Origin of the sequence: Neorhizobium sp. BT27B, assembly GCF_050455485.1 — a bacterium.
Lineage (GTDB): Bacteria > Pseudomonadota > Alphaproteobacteria > Rhizobiales > Rhizobiaceae > Neorhizobium.
In genome coordinates this window covers 111,515-134,552 of the sequence record NZ_JBCIYT010000006.1, presented here as the reverse complement: position 1 = coordinate 134,552, position 23,038 = coordinate 111,515, and the positions used below count along the sequence as shown (strand labels likewise).

The 23,038-nt window shown below is 59.0% G+C and carries 25 protein-coding genes; 11 read left to right on the top strand and 14 right to left on the bottom strand.

Annotation, left to right across the window (positions count from 1 at the left end; all coding sequences use genetic code 11):
- Position 1 precedes the first annotated feature (1 nt).
- The gene (locus AAIH70_RS17355) at positions 2–397 is read right to left on the bottom strand and encodes a response regulator (protein ID WP_165932054.1); all 396 of its coding nucleotides are present in this window, start codon (positions 395–397) and stop codon (positions 2–4) included.
- A gap of 380 nt (positions 398–777) precedes the next feature.
- Between AAIH70_RS17355 and AAIH70_RS17350 the strand changes: the two genes are divergently transcribed.
- The gene (locus AAIH70_RS17350; RefSeq protein WP_132276178.1) at positions 778–975 is read left to right on the top strand and encodes a hypothetical protein; all 198 of its coding nucleotides are present in this window, start codon (positions 778–780) and stop codon (positions 973–975) included.
- A 364-nt stretch (positions 976–1,339) separates the two neighbouring features.
- On the opposite strand, the gene AAIH70_RS17345 is transcribed toward AAIH70_RS17350, so the two are convergent.
- Positions 1,340–1,858: a Dps family protein gene (locus tag AAIH70_RS17345; RefSeq protein ID WP_132276176.1), complete on the bottom strand. Its 519-nt coding sequence runs from the start codon at positions 1,856–1,858 to the stop codon at positions 1,340–1,342.
- A gap of 72 nt (positions 1,859–1,930) precedes the next feature.
- A complete protein-coding gene (locus tag AAIH70_RS17340; protein WP_132276174.1) occupies positions 1,931–2,134 on the bottom strand; it encodes a hypothetical protein in 204 nt (67 codons plus the stop codon).
- 258 nt (positions 2,135–2,392) lie between these two features.
- On the opposite strand from AAIH70_RS17340, the gene AAIH70_RS17335 reads away from it, so the two are divergent.
- Both AAIH70_RS17335 and AAIH70_RS17330 read left to right on the top strand, forming a co-directional pair.
- Complete coding sequence (locus AAIH70_RS17335) at positions 2,393–2,713, top strand: hypothetical protein (protein WP_132276172.1); 321 nt, start codon at positions 2,393–2,395, stop codon at positions 2,711–2,713.
- A gap of 111 nt (positions 2,714–2,824) precedes the next feature.
- Positions 2,825–3,064, top strand: coding sequence for a KTSC domain-containing protein (locus tag AAIH70_RS17330; protein WP_132276170.1), 240 nt, complete (start codon positions 2,825–2,827; stop codon positions 3,062–3,064).
- Between the two features lie 10 nt (positions 3,065–3,074).
- On the opposite strand, the gene AAIH70_RS17325 is transcribed toward AAIH70_RS17330, so the two are convergent.
- Positions 3,075–4,070 carry an MDR family oxidoreductase gene (locus AAIH70_RS17325; protein WP_132276168.1) on the bottom strand — a complete coding sequence of 332 codons (996 nt, stop codon included), beginning with the start codon at positions 4,068–4,070 and terminating at the stop codon, positions 3,075–3,077.
- A 204-nt stretch (positions 4,071–4,274) separates the two neighbouring features.
- Here AAIH70_RS17325 and AAIH70_RS17320 point away from each other — a divergent pair, with 204 nt between their 5' ends.
- Positions 4,275–5,213: a nucleoside hydrolase gene (locus AAIH70_RS17320; protein ID WP_132276166.1), complete on the top strand. Its 939-nt coding sequence runs from the start codon at positions 4,275–4,277 to the stop codon at positions 5,211–5,213.
- Between the two features lie 61 nt (positions 5,214–5,274).
- Here the strand turns inward: AAIH70_RS17320 and AAIH70_RS17315 are convergent, their stop codons facing one another.
- Positions 5,275–6,201: a pseudouridine-5'-phosphate glycosidase gene (locus AAIH70_RS17315; protein ID WP_132276164.1), complete on the bottom strand. Its 927-nt coding sequence runs from the start codon at positions 6,199–6,201 to the stop codon at positions 5,275–5,277.
- 11 nt (positions 6,202–6,212) lie between these two features.
- Positions 6,213–7,316 (bottom strand): PfkB family carbohydrate kinase, encoded by a 1,104-nt coding sequence (locus tag AAIH70_RS17310; protein ID WP_132276162.1) that lies wholly within the window; start codon positions 7,314–7,316, stop codon positions 6,213–6,215.
- A 263-nt stretch (positions 7,317–7,579) separates the two neighbouring features.
- Here AAIH70_RS17310 and AAIH70_RS17305 point away from each other — a divergent pair, with 263 nt between their 5' ends.
- The gene (locus AAIH70_RS17305) at positions 7,580–7,975 is read left to right on the top strand and encodes a DUF1236 domain-containing protein (RefSeq protein ID WP_132276160.1); all 396 of its coding nucleotides are present in this window, start codon (positions 7,580–7,582) and stop codon (positions 7,973–7,975) included.
- 69 nt (positions 7,976–8,044) lie between these two features.
- On the opposite strand, the gene pncB is transcribed toward AAIH70_RS17305, so the two are convergent.
- From pncB to AAIH70_RS17265, 8 genes are all read right to left on the bottom strand, one after another.
- Entirely contained in the window at positions 8,045–9,349 is a 1,305-nt protein-coding gene (gene pncB, locus AAIH70_RS17300; RefSeq protein ID WP_132276158.1) for a nicotinate phosphoribosyltransferase, read from the bottom strand.
- Between the two features lie 171 nt (positions 9,350–9,520).
- Positions 9,521–9,823, bottom strand: a complete 303-nt coding sequence (locus tag AAIH70_RS17295) for a hypothetical protein (protein WP_348639724.1) — start codon at positions 9,821–9,823, stop codon at positions 9,521–9,523.
- A gap of 105 nt (positions 9,824–9,928) precedes the next feature.
- Complete coding sequence (locus AAIH70_RS17290; protein ID WP_132276156.1) at positions 9,929–11,557, bottom strand: ABC transporter ATP-binding protein; 1,629 nt, start codon at positions 11,555–11,557, stop codon at positions 9,929–9,931.
- The gene (locus AAIH70_RS17285) at positions 11,554–12,027 is read right to left on the bottom strand and encodes a type II toxin-antitoxin system VapC family toxin (RefSeq protein WP_132276154.1); all 474 of its coding nucleotides are present in this window, start codon (positions 12,025–12,027) and stop codon (positions 11,554–11,556) included. The genes AAIH70_RS17290 and AAIH70_RS17285 overlap by 4 nt, the downstream gene beginning before the upstream one ends.
- Entirely contained in the window at positions 12,027–12,287 is a 261-nt protein-coding gene (locus tag AAIH70_RS17280; RefSeq protein ID WP_132276152.1) for a hypothetical protein, read from the bottom strand. The genes AAIH70_RS17285 and AAIH70_RS17280 overlap by 1 nt, the downstream gene beginning before the upstream one ends.
- A gap of 64 nt (positions 12,288–12,351) precedes the next feature.
- Entirely contained in the window at positions 12,352–13,500 is a 1,149-nt protein-coding gene (locus AAIH70_RS17275) for an ABC transporter permease (RefSeq protein WP_430034991.1), read from the bottom strand.
- Positions 13,500–14,579: a microcin C ABC transporter permease YejB gene (locus AAIH70_RS17270; RefSeq protein WP_132276148.1), complete on the bottom strand. Its 1,080-nt coding sequence runs from the start codon at positions 14,577–14,579 to the stop codon at positions 13,500–13,502. Before AAIH70_RS17270 ends, AAIH70_RS17275 begins: the two co-directional genes overlap by 1 nt.
- A gap of 130 nt (positions 14,580–14,709) precedes the next feature.
- Positions 14,710–16,557, bottom strand: a complete 1,848-nt coding sequence (locus AAIH70_RS17265; protein ID WP_132276146.1) for an extracellular solute-binding protein — start codon at positions 16,555–16,557, stop codon at positions 14,710–14,712.
- A 185-nt stretch (positions 16,558–16,742) separates the two neighbouring features.
- Here AAIH70_RS17265 and mepA point away from each other — a divergent pair, with 185 nt between their 5' ends.
- From mepA to AAIH70_RS17235, 6 genes are all read left to right on the top strand, one after another.
- The gene (mepA, locus tag AAIH70_RS17260; protein ID WP_132276144.1) at positions 16,743–17,783 is read left to right on the top strand and encodes a penicillin-insensitive murein endopeptidase; all 1,041 of its coding nucleotides are present in this window, start codon (positions 16,743–16,745) and stop codon (positions 17,781–17,783) included.
- Positions 17,784–17,908: 125 nt separating this feature from the next.
- Positions 17,909–18,289: a methylglyoxal synthase gene (locus tag AAIH70_RS17255; RefSeq protein ID WP_132276142.1), complete on the top strand. Its 381-nt coding sequence runs from the start codon at positions 17,909–17,911 to the stop codon at positions 18,287–18,289.
- 8 nt (positions 18,290–18,297) lie between these two features.
- Positions 18,298–19,320, top strand: coding sequence for a glucokinase (locus AAIH70_RS17250; RefSeq protein WP_132276140.1), 1,023 nt, complete (start codon positions 18,298–18,300; stop codon positions 19,318–19,320).
- Between the two features lie 164 nt (positions 19,321–19,484).
- The gene (locus AAIH70_RS17245; protein WP_132276138.1) at positions 19,485–21,284 is read left to right on the top strand and encodes an ABC transporter ATP-binding protein; all 1,800 of its coding nucleotides are present in this window, start codon (positions 19,485–19,487) and stop codon (positions 21,282–21,284) included.
- Positions 21,285–21,309: 25 nt separating this feature from the next.
- Positions 21,310–22,146, top strand: coding sequence for a 4-hydroxy-tetrahydrodipicolinate reductase (dapB, locus tag AAIH70_RS17240; RefSeq protein WP_132276136.1), 837 nt, complete (start codon positions 21,310–21,312; stop codon positions 22,144–22,146).
- A 37-nt stretch (positions 22,147–22,183) separates the two neighbouring features.
- Positions 22,184–22,819 (top strand): 2,3-bisphosphoglycerate-dependent phosphoglycerate mutase, encoded by a 636-nt coding sequence (locus tag AAIH70_RS17235; protein WP_132276134.1) that lies wholly within the window; start codon positions 22,184–22,186, stop codon positions 22,817–22,819.
- The last annotated feature ends 219 nt before the right edge of the window (positions 22,820–23,038 follow it).

Here is a 23,038-nt window from a genome sequence, read left to right as displayed (position 1 = left end):
TTCAGGCAAAAAGCTTTAGTCGCGCCGGCGGCGTGCCAGTACGGCCGCTCTTGCGGTCGACAGCGAACTGGATCAGGTCTCGGGAGGCCTGATCGGTCAGCGGCTTTGCCATAACGCCGACCACACCGGGAACGCCCTGCACGACGACGCCGGGATTGCCGGTAACCATGATCACCACGATACCGGAATTGGCCAGTGTTCGGGCAATTTCCGGCCCCGTCTCGCCATCGGCAAGGCGTACGTCGACAAAAGCGATATCGGTGTCACGGCTGTAGTTCAGCGCCACCTTCATGTCCGGCGCGATGCCGACGACCTTATGTCCGCTGCGATGCACGGCATCCTCGATATCCATCGCGACCAGCAAGCTGTCTTCAACGATCAGAAAACGATATTCCAAGGCCTTGGTCCTCCATGCTCGCAACGAAGATAGGTTCGAAGCGCGGGCCGGCAATAGAGCGTTTGCCGGACAAATGGAAGCGCCCGGCAGATAGCTGACATTTCTACCGATAGAATGTCTCGCATCGGAATTTTTCTTTTCGGCCAAGGAACAAAACGCGATTGCCTATCGTTTACCTTTTTGCTTTGCATCGGGGGAATTCATGATTGGCAGATTTCAGCGGCTTCGCCGCTCGCACGGCTTAGCGTTTATTCCGTTTCGGAATGTTTCAACCCGTGCTCGCCGCACCTAAATATGATTAGAAGTCGCAACATACGTCTGACGATTCGCAAACTTCGTCGGACCGAAATGCCGATCATGCCGCAAGGAGCCACCGCCCCATGACACCTGAAGCCCGGCGGGCGCTTGTTGAACGCATCTTTGATAAAGCCCGAGAAAGCGGCCAGACCATCGAAAATGACCCGCTGTTCGTGAACTGGGTTGAGCGCTGGATTGCCGGTGATATCGACATCGCTGATCTCAGAGAAAAATATCGCGATTTTCTTCTGTCGCGTCGACAGACGGCGCCGGAAGACTAAAGCCGGGTCAACGCCCGGCTTCTCAAATTCATCGTTTATTCGAACAACGTTTTGAATTGCCTCGGCTGGCCGCGGAGATATTGCGGGGCGGCGCGAACGCTTTCACCGAAATGGGCCGCTGAATGCCAGGGCCGGCACGGATCGTAAAGCGCCGCGCCTGCAGATGACGGCACCTGACGTGGCCAGTCCTGCTACACTCACGGGAAAAATCTCCAGAAAAATGATAATAGGAAGACTACAGCTGTAATCACGGTCATGCAGAACGTGACCGCTCAAACGCGTATTGTGGTACGCTGTTACATGCCGGAATGCCGGGCGGGCAGCAAAAAGCCGCCCTCCGGAGAGGACGGCTCTGTGTTCAGCCTCAGCGATTGGTATTGCGGGTGATTTCGAACAGGAACCAGACGCGGCGTTCGCTTTCATCGATCCAGTTTTCCAGAAGGCTTGCGGTGGCGACATCGTTGTACTCGTCGCAGACATCGTGAAGCTCACGCATGCTGGCGACAAGAGAGCTGTTGTCATCCCGCAGTTCGGCCAGCATTTCATGCGGATGCACGAAGTCCGCATCATTGTCCGAAATACGTTGCAGACGCGAAATCTCGCCGATCGACCGCAAAGTGCCACCGCCGATCTTGCGGGCGCGTTCGGCGAGCGGATCGGTCATCGCAAACAACTGGTCGCCATGCTCGTCAAGAAGCAGATGGTAATCGCGGAAATTGGCGCCCGACATGTGCCAATGGAAATTCTTGGTCTTCAGATAAATTGCAAAAACATCGGCAAGCAGCTTTGTGATGCCCGCGGAAATATCGCGCACGCCGTCATCGGCAATGCCGCTCGGCGTCCTCAACGGTGCTTCGCGGCGGGATTTGATCGTGTTGTCCATAAGATATCATCCATTCGGGTTTGGTCCGCAGGCGCAGATGCCCTGCCGGCCGGGGAGGATTTTGCATGGCGTTCAGTTCGAGTAGCCGGAGGCGGGCGGATCGCTGGCCGGAAAACTTTCCTCCAGGCTTTCGTCGATATCCGCTTCGGTCTTGTGAGGGCCATGCGGGTGGACGGGCGGCTGGACCGGCGATTTCGACAACGGCAGATCGAGCGGTTCGGGAAGGGTTTCCTTGCCGTCACGCAACCCGTCTTCGAGATCATTCCTGGCATTCATCGACGCTCTCCCTCGCTACAAGGTGCAAACTCAAGGCCATACCGTTTATGTGGATCGCCGCGCGTGATCGACAAGATGCCGAAGCTGCGTGGTGATCACGTTGCAGGGAGGCACAGCATATTTGTCAGCCACGGCACGTCTTGAACAATCGGACCCAAATTAGGACGAAACCGACCTCTACGATGCAAGGGCACGACAAACGCATTGACCGGACGGGCCGGCCTAGTATTTTGCAGGCGATCGAAACGAGGAAGACCCATGCACCGAACCTTGCGGAACCTGGCCACACTCGCCTCATTCATCGCCTGCGCGACCCCGGCACTTTCGGCAGAAACCAAGGGCCGTATTCGTAATGCGACCGCTGCGGAAATTCGCGCGCATCTGAATGAATCCTCTCAGGAAACAACCACCGACAAAAGCGGCTATACCTACCGCAAGGGCTCAAAGCGCGGCTACAAGATCTCGACCGGCAAGATCTGCATCCGGTTCGAGAACAAGCAAGCGGCCTGCGCCGACATCAAGACCGACGGCTCGAAATTCCACATGATCACCAGCGACGGCACACGCACCCGCTTCTGACGCCGGGCCGTCGTCCCGGTTTTGTACGGTTTCGCTCAAATGCGACTGATTGTCTGAGGACTGATTTTACTGAAGGCCGGCATCTTGTCTCCGAAGAACAAGGAGGCTGCCATGCACCGGATTGCTGTTTCATCCCGCCTGATCGCCGAAATCGCCTATGATCCCGATCGCCAACATCTCGATGTGACGTTTCAGGATGGCGTCGTGCGCGAATTGGCGCAAGTGCCGACCAAAACCGTCAGCGGTCTTCTGACCGCCACGTCCCCCGGCAGCTACTACATGACTTACATCCGCAAGGTATTTCCGCGCCGCGACGGCACGGCCGCTTCGCAAAGCGCCCGCACCGCCTGAGCGAAGAAGATTACTTCGAGACGTCGATGACAACGCGGCCGCGAATCTTTCCGGCCAGGATATCTTGCGCCAGTTCCGGCAGTTTCGACATCGGCTGCATCTGGGTGATGCTGTCGAGTTTGGTGCGATCGAGATCGCGCGCCAGACGCGCCCATGCGGATTGACGCTGGCTCTGTGGCGCCATGACCGAATCGACGCCGATCAGCGCCACCGAACGCAGGATATGCGGAATGACCGTACCCGGCAGGTCCGCTCCGCCGGCAAGACCGCAAGCGGCGATCGCACCACCACGAACGGTCTGGGAGAGAGCGTTGACCAGCGTCGTGGAGCCGACGGAATCGACCCCACCCGTCCAACGCTCCTTCTGCAGCGGCCCACCTTTTTCCTGCAGCACTGCACGATCGATGAAGGCGCTGGCACCGAGCGAGCGCAGGTAATCATGGGTTTCCGGACGGCCGGTGGAAGCCGTTACGGTGTAGCCCGCAGCAGCCAGCAGCGCGATGGCGACCGAACCGACGCCACCGGCCGCACCCGTGACCAGAACCTCACCCTCACCCGGCTTGATTACGCCCCATTTTTCAAGCGCATCGACGCAGAGGGCTGCGGTATAGCCAGCCGTGCCGATGGCCATGGCCTGTGCCTCAGAAAAGACGTCGGGCAGGCGGACCAGCCATTCCGGCTTCAGTCTGGCGAAACGCGCATAACCGCCAAACTCGGTCTCCGACAGGCCCCAGCCGTTGACCATGACCCGATCGCCGGCCTTCCATTCGGGGCTACGCGATTCCACCACCGTGCCGCAAAGATCGATACCACCGACCAGTGGTGTGCGCCTGGCGATCCTGCCCTTGCCGGACACGGCGAGGCCATCCTTGTAGTTGAGCGTCGAATAGGCGACTTCGACCAGCACATCGTGGTCCGGAAGATCGGCAATCGTCATCTGGCGGAATGCGCCTTTCGGCTTGCCGTCAAGCGTATCGATGACCATGGCGGTAAAGGTTTCGCTCATTTTTCGCTCTTTCCTGTGCTGGCGATGCGGGAACATGGCATCACGACTTTCACCATCAAGCATATATGGCCCGCTCTCTTCGCAGCCATGACTTAAAGTCGCAATTTGCGCTTGCGCAAGTCCGACATCGCAGACTTGCGCCGGCCCGTGGCTTCGCGTAGCCCAGAGAAACGTTTCATTTCACATGCTTTGGAGGAGTGTCCCTTGGCGGAAAAAATCATCATCGATACCGATCCCGGCCAGGACGATGCCCTGGCGATCCTGCTGGCACTTGCCAGCCCGGAACTGGAGATCCTCGGCATTACCGCTGCCGCCGGCAATGTGCCGCTGACGCTGACGGAAAAGAACATCCGCAAGATCTGCGAACTGGCCGGCCGCCGCGACATCAAGGTGTTTGCCGGCTGCGACAAGCCGATGGAAGGTGCGCTGGTCACCGCCGAATATGTGCATGGCTGGACCGGCATCGACGGCGCCACCCTGCCCGATCCTACCATGCCTTTGCAGGAAAAGCATGGTGTCGATTTCATCATCGACACGTTGAAGGCGGAGCCGGAAGGCACCGTCACGATCTGCACGTTGGGACCTCTCACCAATCTCGGTACCGCGCTGACCAGAGCGCCCGAGATTGCCGGGCGCATCCGCCGCATCGTGTCCATGGGCGGCGGCCTGTTCGAAGGCGGCAACATCACGCCGGCTGCCGAATTCAATATCTATGTCGATCCGAAGGCTGCCAAGATCGTGTTCGGCTGCGGCGCGCCCGTCGTCATCATCCCGCTCGATGTCACCCACAAGGTGCTGACCACCAAGCCGCGTGTGGCCGCCTTCCGCGATTTCGGCACGCCGGTTGGTGAAGCCGTTGCCGGCTGGCTGGAATATTTCGAGCGTTTCGACGTGGAGAAATATGGCAGCGAAGGCGGGCCGCTGCATGACCCGAACGTCATCGCCTACCTGCTGAAGCCGGAGCTTTATGCAGGCCGCCAGTGCAATGTCGAAGTCGAAACGGCATCCGAACTGACCAAGGGCATGACCGTTGCCGACTGGTGGGGCGTGACCAAGCGGCCGAAAAATGCGCTGTTCATGGGCAGCGTCGATGCCGATGGCTTTTTTGCGCTGCTGACCGAGCGGATTTCGACACTGCGTTGAATGTTTGAAATGCAAAGGGCCGCATCGCGCGGCCCTTTCCTTATGCCTTGATGCCCAATGATCAGCGACCGGCCTTCAATGGCGCATAGGCAACCGCCATACGGGCGGCCAGTGCCGCATTGTTGCCCACCAGCTGGATGTTTGCCTTCAGGCTTTCGCCGCCCGAAAGTTCATTGATACGGGCCAGCAGGAAGGGCGTCAGTTCCTTGCGGCCGATACCGCGCTGATCGGCTTCCTTCACGGCGTCGGCAATCGTGCCATCGATGAAATCATGCGTCAGCGCCGCTGCTTCCGGGATCGGGTTGGCGATCAGAAGACCAGTTCCGGTGCCGAGCTGATGGTGCAGAAACATCGCGTGGGCGATCTCTTCCGGCGTATCGAGGCGGTGATCCGCCTTGAAACCGCTCTGGCGGGTGAAGAAGGCCGGAAACTCTTCCGTGCCGTAAGCGATGACCGGCACGCGCTGGGTTTCCAGATATTCGAGCGTCTTGGCGATATCGAGAATGGATTTCACACCGGCGCAAACGACGGCCGTTTTCGTGCGACCAAGCTCGGTCAGGTCGGCGGAGATATCGAACGTCTGTTCAGCACCGCGATGTACGCCACCGACGCCGCCGGTCGCAAAGATATCGATGCCGGCAAGATCGGCCATCAGCATGGTGGCCGAAACCGTGGTGCCGGCGGACTGGCCACGCACCATGGCAACGGCAAGGTCACGGCCCGATGCCTTGACGACACCTTCAGCCTTGGCCAGCGCCTCCAGTTCATCCGGCTCCAGACCAACGCGCAGCTCGCCATCGACAACGGCAATGGTGGCCGGCACCGCACCGTTTTCGCGGATCACCTGTTCAACGCCGAACGCGGTTGCGAGGTTGTCCGGAAACGGCATGCCATGGGTGATGATGGTGGATTCCAGCGCCACGACCGGACCGCCGGATGCCAGCGTATCGGCCACTTCCTGGCTGAGCTTTGGTTTGATGAGGGACATGAAAATTCCTTTCAGCGATCGAGGCGATGCATGTTGGCGGCGAGAAAGCGTTCCGACAGGTCGGCATGAACGCTGGCCGGGCTTTCCGTGGTGAGTGTTCCGAGAAGCGCGCCGGTACGGGCGGCATTATAAAGATCATCGCCCTGCAGCAGGCGATGCAGCGTGCCGGCAATCATGGCGTCGCCGGCACCGGTCATATCGACCGGGTGAGCTTCAACTGCGGCAAAGAGTTTCAGGCCCTCACGACCTGCGACTGCGATACCACGTGCTCCCATGGTGACGACCGCTTCCGAGGCGCCGGCTGCCTGCAATGCCAAGGCAGCCTCACCGGCATCGATGATCACCTCGTCGAGCCGCAGCACGGCATTGGCCTCGTCTATATTCATGAAGATCAGGTCGATGCCCGTCAGATCGCGCGGCAGGCGCGCGGCTTTCGGCGTCGAGACGGCATCGATCGCCAGGCGAAAACGAGCATCGCGACGCTTGGAGATCAGGAAAGACAGCGTTTCGGCCGGCAGGTTGCAATCGGCAAAAACCCAGCTGGCGGCGGCCAGATGCGGCCAGGCCTTTTCGATCTGTGCCGGCTGGATGAGATCGAAAATGCTCATGTCGGAAATGCCGAGCACGAGATCGCCAGCAGGATCCAGGATCGCCGCATATTCCGCCGTCGGCCGCTCGGTTGTCAGAACGACCTGGCTGATATCGATGTCGCAAGCCTGCAAGTCATGGAGGATAGCACGGCCTGTTTCATCATCACCGACCATGGAAACGAAGCCGGTGGCGGTGCCCAGCCGCGCCAGATTTTCGGCGACGTTGCGGGCGACACCACCAAAGGAACGACCGCTATCGACGGGGTTGGAGGTTTCCATCACCAGCGGCGCGCGGGCATTGTATTTGCGGTCGAGCACGGCACCACCGACGCATATGGCTCGCTGGCCGCTGGCCAGAACATAACCGCGACCGAGAATGTGGCCTTTCTGAACAAGCTGGACGATATGGGCTGCAACGGTGGAGCGGGCCAGACCCATCTGATCCGCCACTTCCTGCTGGCCAACAAACGGATTGGCTTTGATGAGCGCCAAAACCGCCGCTTCCTGCGGTGCAAGTTCGTCCATATGCGTGCTTCCTCGAAAACCTATGGATCAAATAACTTCTGATTGTAAAATAAACAAGTGTTTATTTCCAGAGTGTAAGGTCTTCAAACGTGATGCCGTATGAAAAGATCTTTAATTTCGTAGAAACAGAAACTTAGTGCCGAAATTGACGGCATTCCTGATGGTCCATCTTTTCAAATCTTCACCATTCGTTATCGCAAAATCGGAACGGAAAATCGTCGGGCGTGTTCTTTCGCCATTGGTAGACCCAAAGGAGAAGACCAATGCGTAAGATCATCATGACGTCTGCGGCCGCTCTGGCCACCGTGTTTGCCACCGCCGCCTATGCCCAGGAAGGCACCGCCAGCGGTGCGGCAGGCGGCGCAGTCACTGGCGCCATCGTCGGCGGTCCTGTTGGTGCAGCGGTCGGCGGCGTTGCCGGTGCGATTATCGGCACAGCCATTGACCCGCCGCCGCAGGAAGTCGTCACCTATGTGCAGCAGCAGCCTGCTCCGGCGCCTGTGATGGTGCAGCAGGAGGTCGTTGTCGGCAAACGCATCCCTGAGACTGTCATATTGGCGCCTGTCCCGAGCAATGAACGGTATGGTTATGCCATCGTCAACGAACAGCGCGTGATCGTCGATCCCCGTACGCATACGGTCGTTCAGGTCGTGCAGTAACAAATGGTTCAAACAGAAAGGCCCTGTGCAGCACTGCACAGGGCCTTTCTGGTGTCGTGAATAAAGGTGTCAGACGAGAACCGCCTGCTCAACCCGGTCTTCCTGACCAAAAATTTTCAGGTAACGCTGTATTTCCGAAGGATCACCGGTCGCCTTATGCGGATTGTCGGACAGCTTTACCGCCGACCTTCCATTCGCATCGCTGACCTTGCAGACCACTGAGATCGGATTAAGACCATCGAGTGCTATCGGTGCGCAGCCCATGAAATCATTGGTGAGGTTGGTGCCCCAGCCAAAACTCATGCGCACGCGGCCTTCGAAATGACGATAGGTGTCGATGATCGCATCGACATCAAGACCATCGGAGAAGATCAGCAGCTTCTGGCGCGGATCGCGCCCCATTTTCTGCCACCACTGAATTATCTTTTCACCACCCTCAATCGGTGGCGCGCTGTCGGGGCGGAAACCGGTCCAGTCGGCCACCCATTCCGGCGCATCGCGCAGGAAAGCGGCTGTGCCGAAAGCGTCGGGCAGCGCGATCAGCAGATTGCCGCCGTAAAGCCGGTTCCAGTCCTTCATGATATTATAGGGGGCGGTCCGCAGTTCGTCGTCGCTATCCGCCAGCGCTGCCATCACCATCGGCAATTCATGCGCATTGGTACCCACAGCCTCGAGATCGGAATCCATAGCGAGCAGAACGTTGCTGGTGCCGGTAAAGCCCGGACCTATGCCTTCCTTGAGCGCCTCGACGCACCAGCGTTGCCATAAAAAACTGTGACGGCGGCGGGTGCCGAAATCGGAGATGCGCAGGCCTGGCAGTTCACGCAGGCGCTCCACCTTTTCCCACATTTTTGCCTTTGCACGGGCATAGATGACATCGAGGGTGAAATAGCCGAGCGAGCGCATGGCAGCACGCGAGCGCAGCTCGTTGATGATCGCAAGTGCGGGAATTTCCCACATGGTCGTATCAACCCAGCGGCCATGAAACGTCAGTTCATATTGGCCATCGCGCTTCGACAATTCGTATTCCGGCAGCTGATAGGCGGCGAGCCAGGTCAGAAACTCCGGTTCAAAGATCTGCTTGCGGCCATAGAACGTGTTACCCGCCAGCCAGATCATTTCCTTCTTGGAGAGACGCAGTGACCGGGCATAATCCAGCTGGTCGCGCAACTCACCCTCATCGATCTCATCCGCCAACCGCACACGCGTTGTCCGGTTGATGAGGGAAAACGTCGCATCCGTCTGCGGATACAGTTTCCAGATCATCTGCAGCATCAGCAGCTTGTAGAAATCGGTATCGATCAGACTGCGTATGATGGGATCGAGCTTGAAGGCGTGGTTATAGACCCGGGTTGCGATATCGGTCTTGGTCATGCCTGCCCCTGCGGCGTGTCCTGAAATCAGGAGAAACGCCCTTGCCTGCCTAAGGTAAGAGCGTGTTTTCACGCCCGAAGCGCAATTTATCGGCAAAACAGTCGGCAAAGTCCAGATGCAGGACCATCAAATCGATTGATGCGTCCTGCATCTGTATTGAAGCTAAAAGCTTTACGGCGTGCTGGACGGCGTTGCATCCGGAGTGGCAGGTTCCATGGGGCCAGCGGGCGGCGTTGCCGTCTGTTCCGCCGGCGGAGCAGTTTGCGCACCCCACCATTCGGCGCCACCCCAGGCCAGCAGCGCCAGCACGATGCCGGCAAGCAGCACCTTCAGCACCGGCGTGCCCCTGGCGCCCTGTCGGGCATCCGTCGTGGTCAGAGGCTGCTCTATCTCCTTCACCGTGTCACGCGTGCCAAAGCGTGGCGGAAGGGTATCGATCGGTCGTGCATCCTTGGGATCGAAACGGCTGTTCATCGTCTCCTCCTTCTGGGTCTGCCGCCGGAAAACGGCGACATTCATGGGAGAAGAACCAGCATTGCCGGCGAATGTTCCTGCACGACACGCTGGCCGAACCGGCGATTACTGGCTGATCGCACCGATTTCGGCCGTCTCGATCTTGAAGGCGGCGGCCATCAGTGCCCGCGTATATTCATTCTGCGGTGCGCGAAAAATCTGTTCTGAGGGGCCTGATTCCATCACCTTGCCGAGCCGCATGACGATCATCTCGTTGGCCAGCGCCTTCACCACTTTCAGGTCGTGGCTGATGAACAGATAGGCCAGCTGGTGCTTCTGCTGCAGGTCGCGCAACAGATCGACCACCTGCGCCTGCACCGTCATGTCGAGCGCCGATGTCGGCTCGTCGAGCATGACGAAACGCGGTTTGAGGACCATGGCGCGGGCAATGGCGATACGCTGGCGCTGGCCACCGGAAAATTCGTGCGGGTAACGCCAGCGTGTCGCCGGATCGAGACCGACTTCATCCAGCGCTGCAGCGACGCGCTGATCACGCTGTGCCGATGACAGTGATTTTTCATGCACTTTGAGGCCTTCGGCGATGATGTCACCCACCGACATGCGTGGGCTGAGCGAGCCGTAAGGATCCTGAAACACAACCTGCAGCCGGTCTCGATAAGGCAACATGCCCTTGAAAGACAGACCGTCGATCTGGTTGCCGATAAAGCTGATACGACCCTTGGAGGAAATCAACCGCGCAAGAGCAAGCCCTAGGGTCGTCTTGCCCGAACCCGATTCGCCGACGACGCCAAGCGTCTCGCCGGCCCTCAGCGTCAGGTCGACACCATCGACCGCTTTCACATGATCGACCACCTTGCGGAAGAAACCGGCCTTGACCGGAAACCAGACTTTGACGTCCTTGCCTTCGATCACCACAGGCCGGCTTGCATCGGTCGATGGCGGTTCGCCTCTCGGCTCCGATGCCAGAAGATGACGGGTATATTCGTGCTTGGGCGCCTCGAAGACCTCTTCGACAGTCCCCGCTTCGACGATCTTGCCTTTGGTCATCACGCAGACACGGTCTGCAAATTTGCGGACAATCCCGAGATCATGGGTGATGAACAGGATCGACATGCCGTAATCGACCTTCAACCGGCTCAACAGCTCAAGAATCTGTGCTTGCACGGTGACATCGAGCGCCGTCGTCGGCTCGTCGGCGATCAGCAGTTTTGGCCGGTTGGCAAGCGCCATTGCGATCATCACACGCTGACGTTGGCCACCCGACAGCTCATGCGGAAAGGCTTTCAAGCGTTTTTCCGGCTCGCGAATTCCAACTTCGTTCAGAAGCTCAAGCGTACGGACACGCGCCGAGGCAACATTCATGCCCTGATGCAGGGCGAGAATTTCGCCGATCTGCCGCTCGATCGAATGCAGCGGATTGAGCGAGGTCATCGGCTCCTGAAAGATCATGGTGATGTCGTCACCACGCACTTTTCGCAGCGCGCCATCGCTCGCCTTCAGCATGTCCTTGCCGTCGAACAGGATTTCACCGGACGGGTGGCTTGCCGCCGGATAAGGCAGTAGCCGCAGAACCGAATTGGCGGTGACCGACTTGCCGGAGCCGGATTCACCGACAAGCGCCATCACCTCACCCGGTGCGATATCGAAGGAGACACGATCGACAGCCAGCGAGGTCTTGCCGCCCTGATGGAAGGCCACCGACAGGTCTTTTACGGAGAGAAGCGGTGCAGTCATTCGGCAAGGCTTTCAAGAAGGGAGGTGAGCGTGGCTTCGTCAGGACGCAAGATCGTCAAGGTGCTGTCCGATGGCAATTTCACTTTCGCGATACCAAGGTCATAGGTCAGGAAGTACGTGCAACCAGCATCGACAGCGGTGGCCAGATGAATGGCATCGGGGAGTTTGAGGCCAAGGTTTGCGGCTCGCAGCCGCGCGGCACCCGGCATAATATCCCGGTACACCTGCCGAACATCGAGCCAAGGGCTGTTGGAAAGCAGTTTGTCGTAGAGATCGATCAATGCTGCGTCCGCATTGCGATATGGCAATACGAGCAATTCAGCCAAGGTGAGTTCACTCGTCACGAATCGCTGTGGTTTATGAACGGGACCGCCCAGCAGCAAAGCAACCTTTCCCACCACACCACTCTGCGTTTCAAACGCAGTGATGAAGAGGTTCGTGTCCAGATAGATGCGCCCTACGCCACCCATCAATAATCCCATTCGTCGCGCAGCTCGCGAATACGGGCAACCGCTTCTTCGGCAGACACGGACGGGCGGCCATCCGCAAATAACCGGCGGCGGATTTCCATAATGTCTTCCGGCTTGAGCGGCTTATTCGACAAAATATCGTCGAACCGTGCAGGCGCAACCTCCACCACCACGCGCACCATGGCGTCCGCATCCAGCCCTTCCCGCAAGTCTTCGGGAAGATTGGCAACCGGGTAATGCTCTCGAACGATCCTGTTCATGGCTTCTTGCCCCGTGATTTCTGCCGGCATGTTAGCGCAGATCCGATCATTTGACGAACCCTGCTCACCGGAACGCCTTTCGCGGATCAAAGGCATCGCGCACCGCCTCGCCGACAAAAATCAGCAGCGACATCATCACCGACATGGTCATGAACGCCGTCAGCCCCAACCAGGGTGCCTGCAGGTTGTTCTTGCCCTGCGCGATCATTTCACCGAGCGACGGCGAGCCAGGCGGCATGCCGACGCCGAGAAAATCGAGCGAGGTCAGAGTCGCGATCGAGCCGGACAGGATGAAGGGCAGGAAGGTAAGGGTCGCCACCATCGCATTCGGCAAAAGGTGCCGATGCATGATCGTCCAGTTGCCGACGCCGAGCGCACGCGCTGCCCGCACATATTCGAAATTGCGGGCGCGCAAAAATTCCGCACGCACCACGCCGACGAAACTCACCCAGGAAAACAGAAGCATGATGCCGAGCAGGATGAAGAAGCCGGGCGGCAGGATCGCGGCGATGATCAAGAGGATGTAGAAGACCGGCATGGCCGACCAGATCTCGATGAAACGCTGCATCAGAAGATCGGTCCAGCCACCGAAATAGCCCTGCACGGCACCGGCCAGAACGCCGATGACAGCCGAGGCGGCGGTCAGAGCCAGGCCGAACAGCACGGAAATACGGAACCCGTAGATCAGCCTCGCGGCGACATCGCGCGCCTGATCATCGGTGCCAAGCCAGTTGAGATTGCCGAAAGAACAATTCGGATCGGCATCCTTTTGAGGATAGGCGCTGCAGCGATCTGCCTTGTCCATCAGCCAGAAAGGTTCGGTCGGCGCCGAATGCGGAATCTGCGAATTGACCGTCTGGTAGGAGTAGCGGATCGGCGGCCAGATCATCCAGCCATTGGCTTCGATCTCCTGGGTGATGAACTCCGAGCGATAATCCGTCGTCGCCAGGAAGCCGCCGAACTTTTCCTCCGGGTAATCCACCAGCACCGGATAAAGGATCTCGCCCTTGTAGGAGGCGATGATCGGCCGGTCATTGGCGATGAATTCCGCCATCAGGCTGGCAAAGAACAGCACCAGAAAAATCCAGAAGGACCAGAAACCGCGGCCATTGGCGCGAAAATTCTGCCAGCGGCGCAGGCTGGTGGGTGACCAGAAACCTTTTGGCGGTGTGGAAGCCTGTGCGGCAGCGGTCGTCACGGACGCGTCGGCCATCAGACGTCCCTCCGCTCGAAATCGATACGCGGGTCAATCCAGGTATAGATAAGGTCGGAGACGAGGCTGATGATCAGCCCCATCAGCGAGAAGATGTAGAGCGTGCCGAACACGATCGGGTAATCGCGGTTGATGATGGCGAGATAACCGAGACGGCCAAGGCCATCGAGCGAAAAGATGTTCTCGATCAGAAGCGATCCGGTGAAGAAAGCCGAGATGAAGGCACCCGGAAAACCGGCGATGACGATCAGCATCGCATTGCGGAAAACGTGGCCATACAGAACCTGCCGTTCGTTCAGCCCCTTGGCGCGGGCCGTCGTCACATACTGTTTCTTGATCTCGTCGATGAACGAATTTTTGGTCAGCAGCGTCGTGGTGGCGAATGCCGACAAGGACAAGGCGATCAGCGGCAATGTCAGGTGCCAGAAATAATCGATGATCTTTTCCCACCAGGACAGGTCATCGAAATTGTCGGATACGAGGCCGCGCAAAGGGAACCAGTCGAAAAACGACCCGCCGGCAAACAGGACGATCAGCAGGATGCCGAACAGAAAACTGGGCACCGCGTAACCGATGATGATGATGCCGGAGGTCCAGACGTCGAAGGCCGATCCGTCCGTGACGGCCTTGCGGATGCCGAGCGGGATGGAAATGATATAGGAAAACAACAGAATCCAGACGCCCAGAGACAGCGATACCGGCAGCTTGTCGAGGATGAGATCGATGACGGGCGTGTTGCGGAAGAAACTTTCGCCGAAATCGAAACGCGCATAGTTCCACATCATGTCGAGGAAACGCGTCAGCGGCGGCTTGTCGAAACCGAACTGCTGCTCGAGCTTCTTGATGAATTCCGGATCAAGCCCCTGCGCGCCGCGATACTGGCCTTCGTCGCCGCCCTGCGTGGCAAGATCGTTGCCACCGCCGGAGAGACGATCGCCGGCATCCGAACCCTGCAATTGCGCGATAACCTGCTCGACCGGACCTCCGGGTGCGAACTGGATGACGATGAAGGAGACCGCCATGATGCCGATCAGCGTCGGGATCATCAAAAGCAGGCGGCGGAAAATATAGGCGCCCATCAGCGCTCCCTGATCGTCGTTGTGTGCATTTCACCAGACTTTGGTGAACACGGCATTGCGGTGTACATGCGAATCATCGGGCCATTTGGACCAGTTGGGCTTGCGGGAAGCAAGCCCCGGCGGCGGCGGTTCACTTTGTCTGCTTTTCCGACCAGATGTCGGGGAAACCGATCCCATATTCAGGCAGGGTGGCTGGATGCGTGATGCGGTTCCAGTAAGCCACCTTGGCCTCACCCGCATAAAACAGCGGCATGACATAATGATTGGCGAGCAAAACACGGTCCATCGCCTTGATTGCGGCGACCTGTTCGTCACGATTGGGAGCAAAAATGATCTTGCGGATCAAGGCATCGACAGCCGGATCGGCAATCCCAACATAGTTTCTTGACCCCTGCCGCTCGGCCGATTGCGAGCCCCAGTATTCCACCTGCTCGTTGCCCGGATTCATTGTCTGCGCCCAGACCGACCATATGACATCATAGTCGAAACTGCGGGTACGGTTGATATATTGCGAACCATCGACAGTGCGGATGCGAGCGTCGATACCGATCTTTTTCAAGCTGGCAACGAACGGGTTGACCGACCGCTCCATCGAAGCGCTGTTCAGCAGAATTTCAAAACTCATCGGCTGGCCGGTCTTGGAATTGACCATGCGATTGCCTTTCAGCTCCCAGCCCGCTTCCTTGAACAGACCGACCGCTTTGCGCAGGTTATCGCGCACCTTTGCCGGATCACCGCCGACCGGATTGGTATAGGGCGTATCGAAAACACGTGGCGGAACCTTATCCTTCAGTTCCAGCAGCAATTCGAGCTCGCGCCCCTGCGGCAGACCCGAGGACGCCAGTTCGGTCCCCCAGAAGAAACTGTCGACGCGCTTTAGTCCACCATAAGCGAGGCTGCGGTTCATATCCTCGAAATCGAAGGCATAGTTGAGCGCTTCCCGAACGCGGGCATCCTTGAAGATTTCCCGCCTTGTGTTCAGCGCCATTGCCTGCATCACGCCGGTCGCCTTGAACGGATTGGTCAGTGCTTCGCGTTTAACCCGCCCATCTTTGACGGCATCGAAATCGTAGCGGGTTGCCCAGCGGCTTGAGCTGTTTTCCTGACGGTAATCGATCGTGCCGGCCCTAAACGCTTCGAACTCCACATCGGCATCGGCGAAGTAGGTGTAGCTGATCGTACGAAAATTGTTCTGGCCGAGATTGATCGGCAGGTCCTTGCCCCAGTAGTCATCGCGGAGTTCATAACGGATCGAGGCTCCGGGCTGGATGGCGGCAACCTTGTAGGGGCCGGATCCCATGACGGCATCGAGTGTCGTCTTGGAAATATCGCGCTGTTTGCCCTGCGTATCCTGTCCTTCCCAGAAGTGTTTGGGCAGGATCGGAAAATCGCCGACGATCGACGGCAGCTCCTTGTTATCCTTTTCGTCGAAACGGAAAGTGACGTCGCGATCACCTGTTTTTTCAACGCTTGCGACATGACGATAATAGCCAGAATACATGGCGCTCAATTCCTTGAGCTTTTCCATGCTGAAGATCACGTCGTCCGGCGTCACCGGCTTGCCATCCGCCCATTTCGCCTCGGTTCTCAGGCGAAAGGTCGCCGATGACATGTCGTCCGGATAGGACACAGCCTCGGCCAGAAGCCCGTATGTTCCAAAAACCTCGTTTTCCGAACGCTTCATCAGCGTATCATAGATCATGCCGAGGCCAAGAACGGGCGAACCGCGGTCAATCACCAGATTGAGATTGTCGAATGTGCCTTCCGCCGCCAGCCGCAACTGGCCGGCCTTCGGGGCGTCCAGATCGACATAAGGAAGTTGCTTGAAATCGGCGGGCAATTCCAGATCGCCGATGACAGCCATGCCATGCCGCCATTTCGCCCCTTGCCCCGAATCCTGCGCCTGCACACCCGACACCGCCACGACCGCCGCCATTATCGCGATTGCCAAACCTGTCTTTTGCCGGGACCAAGCCATTCGAAACCTCTGCTTACATTGCTCTGTTGCAGCGAAGCATAGGGCAAAACAGGGCGAAAAACAGGAGCGCTCCCCTCACAAGCGTATTATCGCCGAGATAAATTCAGGCATCTTGCATCTCCATTTCACCAAAATCCGGTTTCACGGTAAAACCAAATCAACTGAGTGATTTGCGACGGATGACCATGACAGCGATTTCCCGGAGTGTTTGGGCTCTGACGGCGGCAGTAATGATAGGCGCAGCGCTTGCGGAGCCTGTCACCGCTCAGGAGGGAACACCTGCAAAACAGCTGTTCGGCAATGTTGCACTTCCCTCCGATGGGGCATCCACCCCGATCGGCTCCTATGCCAAGGGCTGCCAGATGGGCGCTGTCGCCATGCCTGAGGATGGACCGACATGGCAGGCCATGCGCCTTTCGCGCAACCGCCGCTGGGGCCAGCCGCAACTGGTGGCTTTGCTGCAGCGCTTTTCCATGGATGCGGCACGTCTCGGATGGGGATCGGGCATCCTGATCGGCGACATTTCGCAGCCACGCGGCGGGCCGATGCTGACCGGTCATGCCTCTCACCAGATCGGGCTCGATGCCGACATCTGGTTCACGCCGATGCCGGAACGTCACATGACGGCGGCAGAGCGCGAAACCCTGCCTTTCACCTCGATGCTCGACAAGAGCAAGTTCCTGACCGTCGATCAACGACGCTGGACGTTTACCCATGCCAAGCTGGTCATGCAGGCGGCAAGCTATCCGGATGTGGAGCGGATTTTCGTCAACCCCGCCATCAAGAAGAAGCTGTGCGAGACCTGGACCGGCAGCCGTTCGCTGCTGGGCAAGGTCAGGCCGATATACGGTCACGACGAGCACTTTCACATCCGCATGCGCTGCCCGACCGGTGATGCGAACTGCCGGCCGCAGACATCGGTACCGGCCGGAGACGGCTGCGACAAATCGCTCGCATGGTGGTTCACCCCGGAGCCCTGGGCCAAACCGAAGAAGGATCCGAGCGAAAAACCGGTCAAGCCGCGCCAGGTGATGCTGTCGGACCTGCCTAAGGCCTGCGCTGCCGTGCTTTCCGCACCTGCAGACCCGGCGATTGCCGCGGTCACGAGTGGCAATACGCGCGTCGCACCCCGCCCCTCGGCAGTCCAGCCGGATGGTGGTGCGGCCGCAATCGTCAATGCGCCCCCGGCCGACGTACCCCTGCCACGCGCTCGCCCCGCCAACTAGGCGACGAAGCCTGTTGGCAAGAAGCTGATCTCCAGTCTAGAAATCTGTGACGTCTTTCCAAAGCTCGGAAAGCGCTATGGAAATCGCAGGCAAAAGCCCTATAAATTCCCGGGCGAGGAGACACCATGTCGGACAGACAATGCATTGCGCTGATCGCGCATGACCTGAAAAAGGACGACATGGCGGATTTCGCCAGCAGCCATCAGGAATCGCTGGCGCGATTCAGGATCGTGGCCACCGGAACGACCGGTGGCCGGGTACAGGATGCCGCTCCAAACCTCGATGTTACCCGCCTGAAAAGCGGCCCGCTTGGCGGTGACCAGCAAATCGGCGCGATGATCGCGACCGGCGAAGTCAGCATGCTGATCTTCTTTATCGATCCGCTGTCAGCGCTTCCCCATGATGTCGACGTCAAGGCGCTGACCCGGCTTGCGACCGTCTATGACATCCCGATGGCGCTTAACCGCGCGACCGCCGAAAAATTTATCGATTTCCAGAAGGACTGACGTTTCTTATGGCCGACAGCATGAAGACCGACGCACTCCCCTTTCCCATTCTCCTCGGCGACATCGGCGGCACCAATGCCCGCTTTTCCGTCCTTGCCGATGCGACAGCGGAAGCGACGCCGTTCGTCAGCGTGAAGACGGCCGATTACGATACGATCGATGATGCCATTCAAAAGGTCGTGCTGGATGGCAGCGATGTAAAACCCCGGTCGGCCATTCTGGCTGTTGCCGGCCCGATCGATGGCGATGAGATTGATCTCACCAATTGCGACTGGGTGGTGCGCCCTAAAAAGATGATTTCCGATCTCGGCTTCGATGATGTTCTCGTCGTCAACGATTTCGAGGCACAGGCGCTTGCCGCTTCCGAACTCGGCCCGGAAAATCGCGAAACACTCGGGGCCGAAGGCGAACCGCATGTGGCGTCACGCGTCGTGCTTGGCCCCGGCACAGGTCTTGGCGTTGCCGGTCTGCTGCATGCCCGCGACATGTGGTTCCCGGTTCCCGGCGAAGGCGGCCATGTCGATGTCGGACCGCGCTCGGACCGCGACTTTGCGATCTTCCCGCACCTAAAGCGCATCGAAGGCCGCGTGTCGGCCGAAGAAATTCTCAGTGGGCGCGGCGTTGTCAACATCTATCAGGCGATCTGCAAGGCTGATGGTATCGAAGCTGCGTTACAAGATCCCGCCGACGTTACCGCCGCGGGCCTGGACGGCTCCAATGCGCAGGCAGTGGAAACGCTTTCTCTGTTCTGTACATATCTCGGTCGCGTTGCGGGCGACATGGCGTTGATCTTCATGGCGCGCGGCGGCGTTTATCTGGCCGGTGGCATTTCACAAAAGATCATCGCGGCACTGCGGAAACCGGAATTCCGCGCCGCTTTCGAGGACAAAGCGCCGCACACCGAACTGCTCGCCACCATCCCGACCTTCGTGGTTACCCACCCGCAGGCAGCCCTGGCTGGCCTTGCGAGCTTTGCCCGCAGGCCTTCAGCCTATGGCGTATCGATGGACGAGCGCCGCTGGCAACGATAATATCAGGCACTGTCGGGCACTCTGTTTTGTGCCCGACCGGCCTGCACAAATGCAACAAGGCCTCCGAATCTATTGGCTCGGCTAGCCAAAACGCTACCAACTGGTTAAGACGCGCGTCCGACAAGGGCGTTTTTGCGTCAGAGTTTTGGTGATTGGAAGGCTTGTTGAAAGCGCACAAGAACAGAAAATCCGAGGTCAGTTCCTCAACTGTCGCCGGCACGCTGAAGCGTGTCATCGCCGAGAATGGCCGCGACCATATTGGCGGTTACGCCTTTGCCATCACCTGTCTGATCCTGGTTGCCGGCAGCACCGCCTTCACGGCATGGATCATGGAAGCCGTCGTCAACGAGGCTTTTGCCAACAAGCGCGCCGATCTCGTCATCCTGATCTGCAGCGCCATCTTCGGCGTCTTTGTGCTGCGCGGTTTTGCCAGTTATGGCGAAGCGGTTACGCTGGCCAAGATCGGCAATAACATTGTCGCGCGATACCAGCGTCGCCTCTACACCCACCTCATGAGCCTGTCGGTCGGTTATTTCAGTGAAGCACGCTCCTCGCATCTGGCCGCCCAGATCAGCCAGAACGTCACCGGTATTCGCGATGTCCTGAACCTGACGGTTACCTCGACCGCCCGCGATTTCCTGACGCTTATTGCCTTGATCGGCGTCATGATCAGCAAGGACTGGGTGTTGTCGCTGATCGTTTTTGCCGTCGCACCGCCGCTGATTTATGCGCTGCGTTACGTGTCGCGCCGGCTGCGCACCGCCACCAAGGAATCCATTGAGGTCAACAGCCACGTGCTGGGCGCCATGCAGGAAACCATACAGGGCATTGCGATCGTAAAAGCCTTCACGATGGAGCAGCAGCTCGACAACAAGGTGGCAAGCATCATCGAGACGGCAGAAAAGCGCTCGAACCGCATCGCCCGCCTGTCCGAGCGCACCTCGCCGCTGACGGAATCCTTCGCGGGCTTGGCGATTGCCAGCGTTCTCGCCTATGCCGCTTTCCGCTCGATCTACGACAACGTACCGCCTGGCGCCTTCTTCTCCTTCGTCACCGCCCTGCTGATGGCCTACGATCCGGCCCGGCGTCTCGCCAAGCTGCAGGTGCAGATCGAACGCGCCGTCGTCAACGCTCGCATGATCTACGCCCTGCTCGACCTGCAGCCGCAGCAACGCGAAGTGCCGGATGCAGCTGATCTCGTGGTCACCGAGGCCCGCATCGAATTGAAGGGCGTCGGCTTTGCCTATGGCGAAGGTGCAGCCATCCTCAAAGGTGTCGATATCGTTGCCGAGGGTGGAAAGACCACCGCTCTGGTTGGCCCGTCCGGCGCCGGCAAGTCGACGATCATTGCACTTGTCCCACGCTTCTATGACCCGACCGAGGGGGCAATCCTGATCGACGGACAGGATATTTCAACGGTTACCAAATCCTCGCTGCGCCGCCAGCTCGCCTATGTTTCGCAGCAGCCTTATCTTTTCGAAGGCTCGATCCGCGACAATATCCGCTATGGCCGCCCCGAAGCGACCGATGCGGAGATCGAGGAAGCGTCTCGTCTTGCCCATGCGCACGACTTCATCCTCGCCCAACCCAAGGGTTACGACACCCCGGTCGGCGAAAACGGCATCACGCTTTCGGGTGGGCAGCGCCAGCGTCTGTCGATTGCCCGCGCGCTTGTTCGCAATGCACCGATCCTGCTGCTCGACGAAGCGACCTCCGCCCTCGACAACGAGTCGGAAGCTGCCGTGCAGAAGGCACTCGATGTCGCCATGAAGGGCCGCACCGTGGTCGTCGTCGCACATCGCCTCTCGACCGTCGTCAAGGCGGACAAGATCGTGGTGATGAACGAGGGCCATGTGATCGAGCAGGGCTCGCACGAGGAGCTTGCTAAGCGCCCTGACGGCCTCTACGCTCGCCTCAACAATCTGCAGGGCGCTCCGGTGGAAGCGCCTGCGACCGAAGACTGACCGCATCAATACGGAGCCTGCCTGAATGCCTGCAACGTCCAAGACCGAAACCGACATGAAGCTCGTGGTCGTGGGTGCAGCCGGCAGAATGGGGCAATCGCTGATCCGCATCATTCAGGAAACCGAAGGCGTGCGCCTGCACGCGGCCATCGGACGCGAAGGCTCGCCGTTCATCGGCAAGGATGCCGGCGAACTCGCCGGCGTCGGCTTTCTCGGCGTTGCCCTGACGACCGACCCGCTGCAGGCCTTCCTGCATGCCGATGGCGTTCTGGATTTCACCACACCGGCAACCTCGGTCGAATATGCCGGTCTTGCCGCCCAGGCACGTATCGTACATGTGGTCGGCACGACGGGTTGCTCCGAAGCCGACAACGAAAAGATCGTTGCCGCCGGCCGTCATGCGCGCGTCGTGAAATCCGCCAATACCAGCCTCGGCGTTAATCTTCTTGGTGTGCTCGTGGAGCAGGCCGCGAAAGCCCTGCCACCAGCCGGCTGGGACATCGAAATCGTTGAAATGCACCACAAGCACAAGGTTGATGCGCCTTCCGGCGCCGCCCTCCTGCTCGGCGAGTTTGCCGCGCGTGGCCGCGACATCGCATTGGCCAGCAATTCGGTACGGGTACGCGATGGCCATACCGGCGCGCGCGAAGCCGGCAAGATCGGCTTTGCGACGCTGCGCGGCGGCTCCATCGTTGGCGATCATTCGGTCCTTTTCGCCGGCGAGGGAGAAATGCTGACGCTGTCGCACACCGCCAGAGACCGAAGCATATTTGCGCGCGGCGGCGTTGCTGCGGCACTTTGGGCCCGCGACAAGAAACCGGGTTTCTATTCCATGCTCGACGTGCTTGGGCTTTCGAACTGACAAATAAATATCGGCACATACTGGAGGTAATCACTACATGAGCGGTACACTCGTCCTCGTTCGCCACGGGCAGAGCGACTGGAATCTCAAGAACCTGTTCACCGGCTGGCGCGATCCGGACCTGACCCCGCTTGGCATCGAGGAAGCCGAAGCCGGTGGCAAGGCCCTGGCTGAAACCGGCATTAAGTTCGACATCGCCTTCACTTCCGACCTGAAGCGCGCCCAGAACACGCTGAAGATCGTGCTCGAAAAGCTTGGCCAGTCCGGCCTCGAAACGATCCGCAACCAGGCGCTCAACGAACGCGATTACGGCGACCTCTCCGGCCTTAACAAGGACGATGCCCGCGCCAAGTGGGGCGAGGAACAGGTCCATATCTGGCGCCGTTCCTACGACGTGCCGCCGCCGGGTGGCGAAAGCCTGCGTGACACCGGCGCCCGCGTCTGGCCCTATTACCTGACGGAAATTTTGCCACGCGTTCTCAAAGGCGAGAAGGTTCTGGTAGCCGCCCACGGCAATTCGCTGCGGTCGCTGATCATGGTTCTCGACCGCCTGACGAAGGAGCAGATCCTCGACGTCAACCTCGCGACCGGCGTGCCGATCGTCTACACGGTCAACGCCGATTCCACCGTCGCTTCCAAGGCGGTTCTGGGCGATATGTCCGGCGCGCACTGAGCCAACGGCAAGCATTGAAATGCAGGAAGGGCCGCGTCGATGACGCGGCCCTTCCTGTTCAAATTACATGTTCCCAAAAAGATCGGCAATCAATCCTGGTGACGGGAATACCAATAGGCCGACAATACGCCGCTGGCCGCAAAGACTGCCATGACGGTGCCGATCATGATGCTTGCTTCTTCCATTGTACTGTCTCCTTATTGCGTTGTGGAAACGTAC

Excerpts from the sequence above, each read along its gene's own strand:
- AAIH70_RS17335 (WP_132276172.1), top strand. The coding sequence starts at position 2,393 with ATGCACCGAACCTTGCGGAACCTGGCCACACTCGCCTCATTCATCGCC.
- AAIH70_RS17310 (WP_132276162.1), bottom strand. The coding sequence starts at position 7,316 with ATGGACGAACTTGCACCGCAGGAAGCGGCGGTTTTGGCGCTCATCAAA.
- dapB (WP_132276136.1), top strand. The coding sequence starts at position 21,310 with ATGCCTGCAACGTCCAAGACCGAAACCGACATGAAGCTCGTGGTCGTG.
- mepA (WP_132276144.1), top strand. The coding sequence starts at position 16,743 with ATGACAGCGATTTCCCGGAGTGTTTGGGCTCTGACGGCGGCAGTAATG.
- AAIH70_RS17265 (WP_132276146.1), bottom strand. The coding sequence starts at position 16,557 with ATGGCTTGGTCCCGGCAAAAGACAGGTTTGGCAATCGCGATAATGGCG.
- AAIH70_RS17270 (WP_132276148.1), bottom strand. The coding sequence starts at position 14,579 with ATGGGCGCCTATATTTTCCGCCGCCTGCTTTTGATGATCCCGACGCTG.
- AAIH70_RS17275 (WP_430034991.1), bottom strand. The coding sequence starts at position 13,500 with ATGGCCGACGCGTCCGTGACGACCGCTGCCGCACAGGCTTCCACACCG.
- pncB (WP_132276158.1), bottom strand. The coding sequence starts at position 9,349 with ATGACCAAGACCGATATCGCAACCCGGGTCTATAACCACGCCTTCAAG.
- AAIH70_RS17255 (WP_132276142.1), top strand. The coding sequence starts at position 17,909 with ATGTCGGACAGACAATGCATTGCGCTGATCGCGCATGACCTGAAAAAG.
- AAIH70_RS17345 (WP_132276176.1), bottom strand. The coding sequence starts at position 1,858 with ATGGACAACACGATCAAATCCCGCCGCGAAGCACCGTTGAGGACGCCG.
- AAIH70_RS17285 (WP_132276154.1), bottom strand. The coding sequence starts at position 12,027 with ATGGGTGGCGTAGGGCGCATCTATCTGGACACGAACCTCTTCATCACT.
- AAIH70_RS17330 (WP_132276170.1), top strand. The coding sequence starts at position 2,825 with ATGCACCGGATTGCTGTTTCATCCCGCCTGATCGCCGAAATCGCCTAT.
- AAIH70_RS17235 (WP_132276134.1), top strand. The coding sequence starts at position 22,184 with ATGAGCGGTACACTCGTCCTCGTTCGCCACGGGCAGAGCGACTGGAAT.
- AAIH70_RS17305 (WP_132276160.1), top strand. The coding sequence starts at position 7,580 with ATGCGTAAGATCATCATGACGTCTGCGGCCGCTCTGGCCACCGTGTTT.
- AAIH70_RS17295 (WP_348639724.1), bottom strand. The coding sequence starts at position 9,823 with ATGAACAGCCGTTTCGATCCCAAGGATGCACGACCGATCGATACCCTT.
- AAIH70_RS17325 (WP_132276168.1), bottom strand. The coding sequence starts at position 4,070 with ATGAGCGAAACCTTTACCGCCATGGTCATCGATACGCTTGACGGCAAG.
- AAIH70_RS17340 (WP_132276174.1), bottom strand. The coding sequence starts at position 2,134 with ATGAATGCCAGGAATGATCTCGAAGACGGGTTGCGTGACGGCAAGGAA.
- AAIH70_RS17250 (WP_132276140.1), top strand. The coding sequence starts at position 18,298 with ATGGCCGACAGCATGAAGACCGACGCACTCCCCTTTCCCATTCTCCTC.
- AAIH70_RS17350 (WP_132276178.1), top strand. The coding sequence starts at position 778 with ATGACACCTGAAGCCCGGCGGGCGCTTGTTGAACGCATCTTTGATAAA.
- AAIH70_RS17290 (WP_132276156.1), bottom strand. The coding sequence starts at position 11,557 with ATGACTGCACCGCTTCTCTCCGTAAAAGACCTGTCGGTGGCCTTCCAT.
- AAIH70_RS17315 (WP_132276164.1), bottom strand. The coding sequence starts at position 6,201 with ATGTCCCTCATCAAACCAAAGCTCAGCCAGGAAGTGGCCGATACGCTG.
- AAIH70_RS17280 (WP_132276152.1), bottom strand. The coding sequence starts at position 12,287 with ATGAACAGGATCGTTCGAGAGCATTACCCGGTTGCCAATCTTCCCGAA.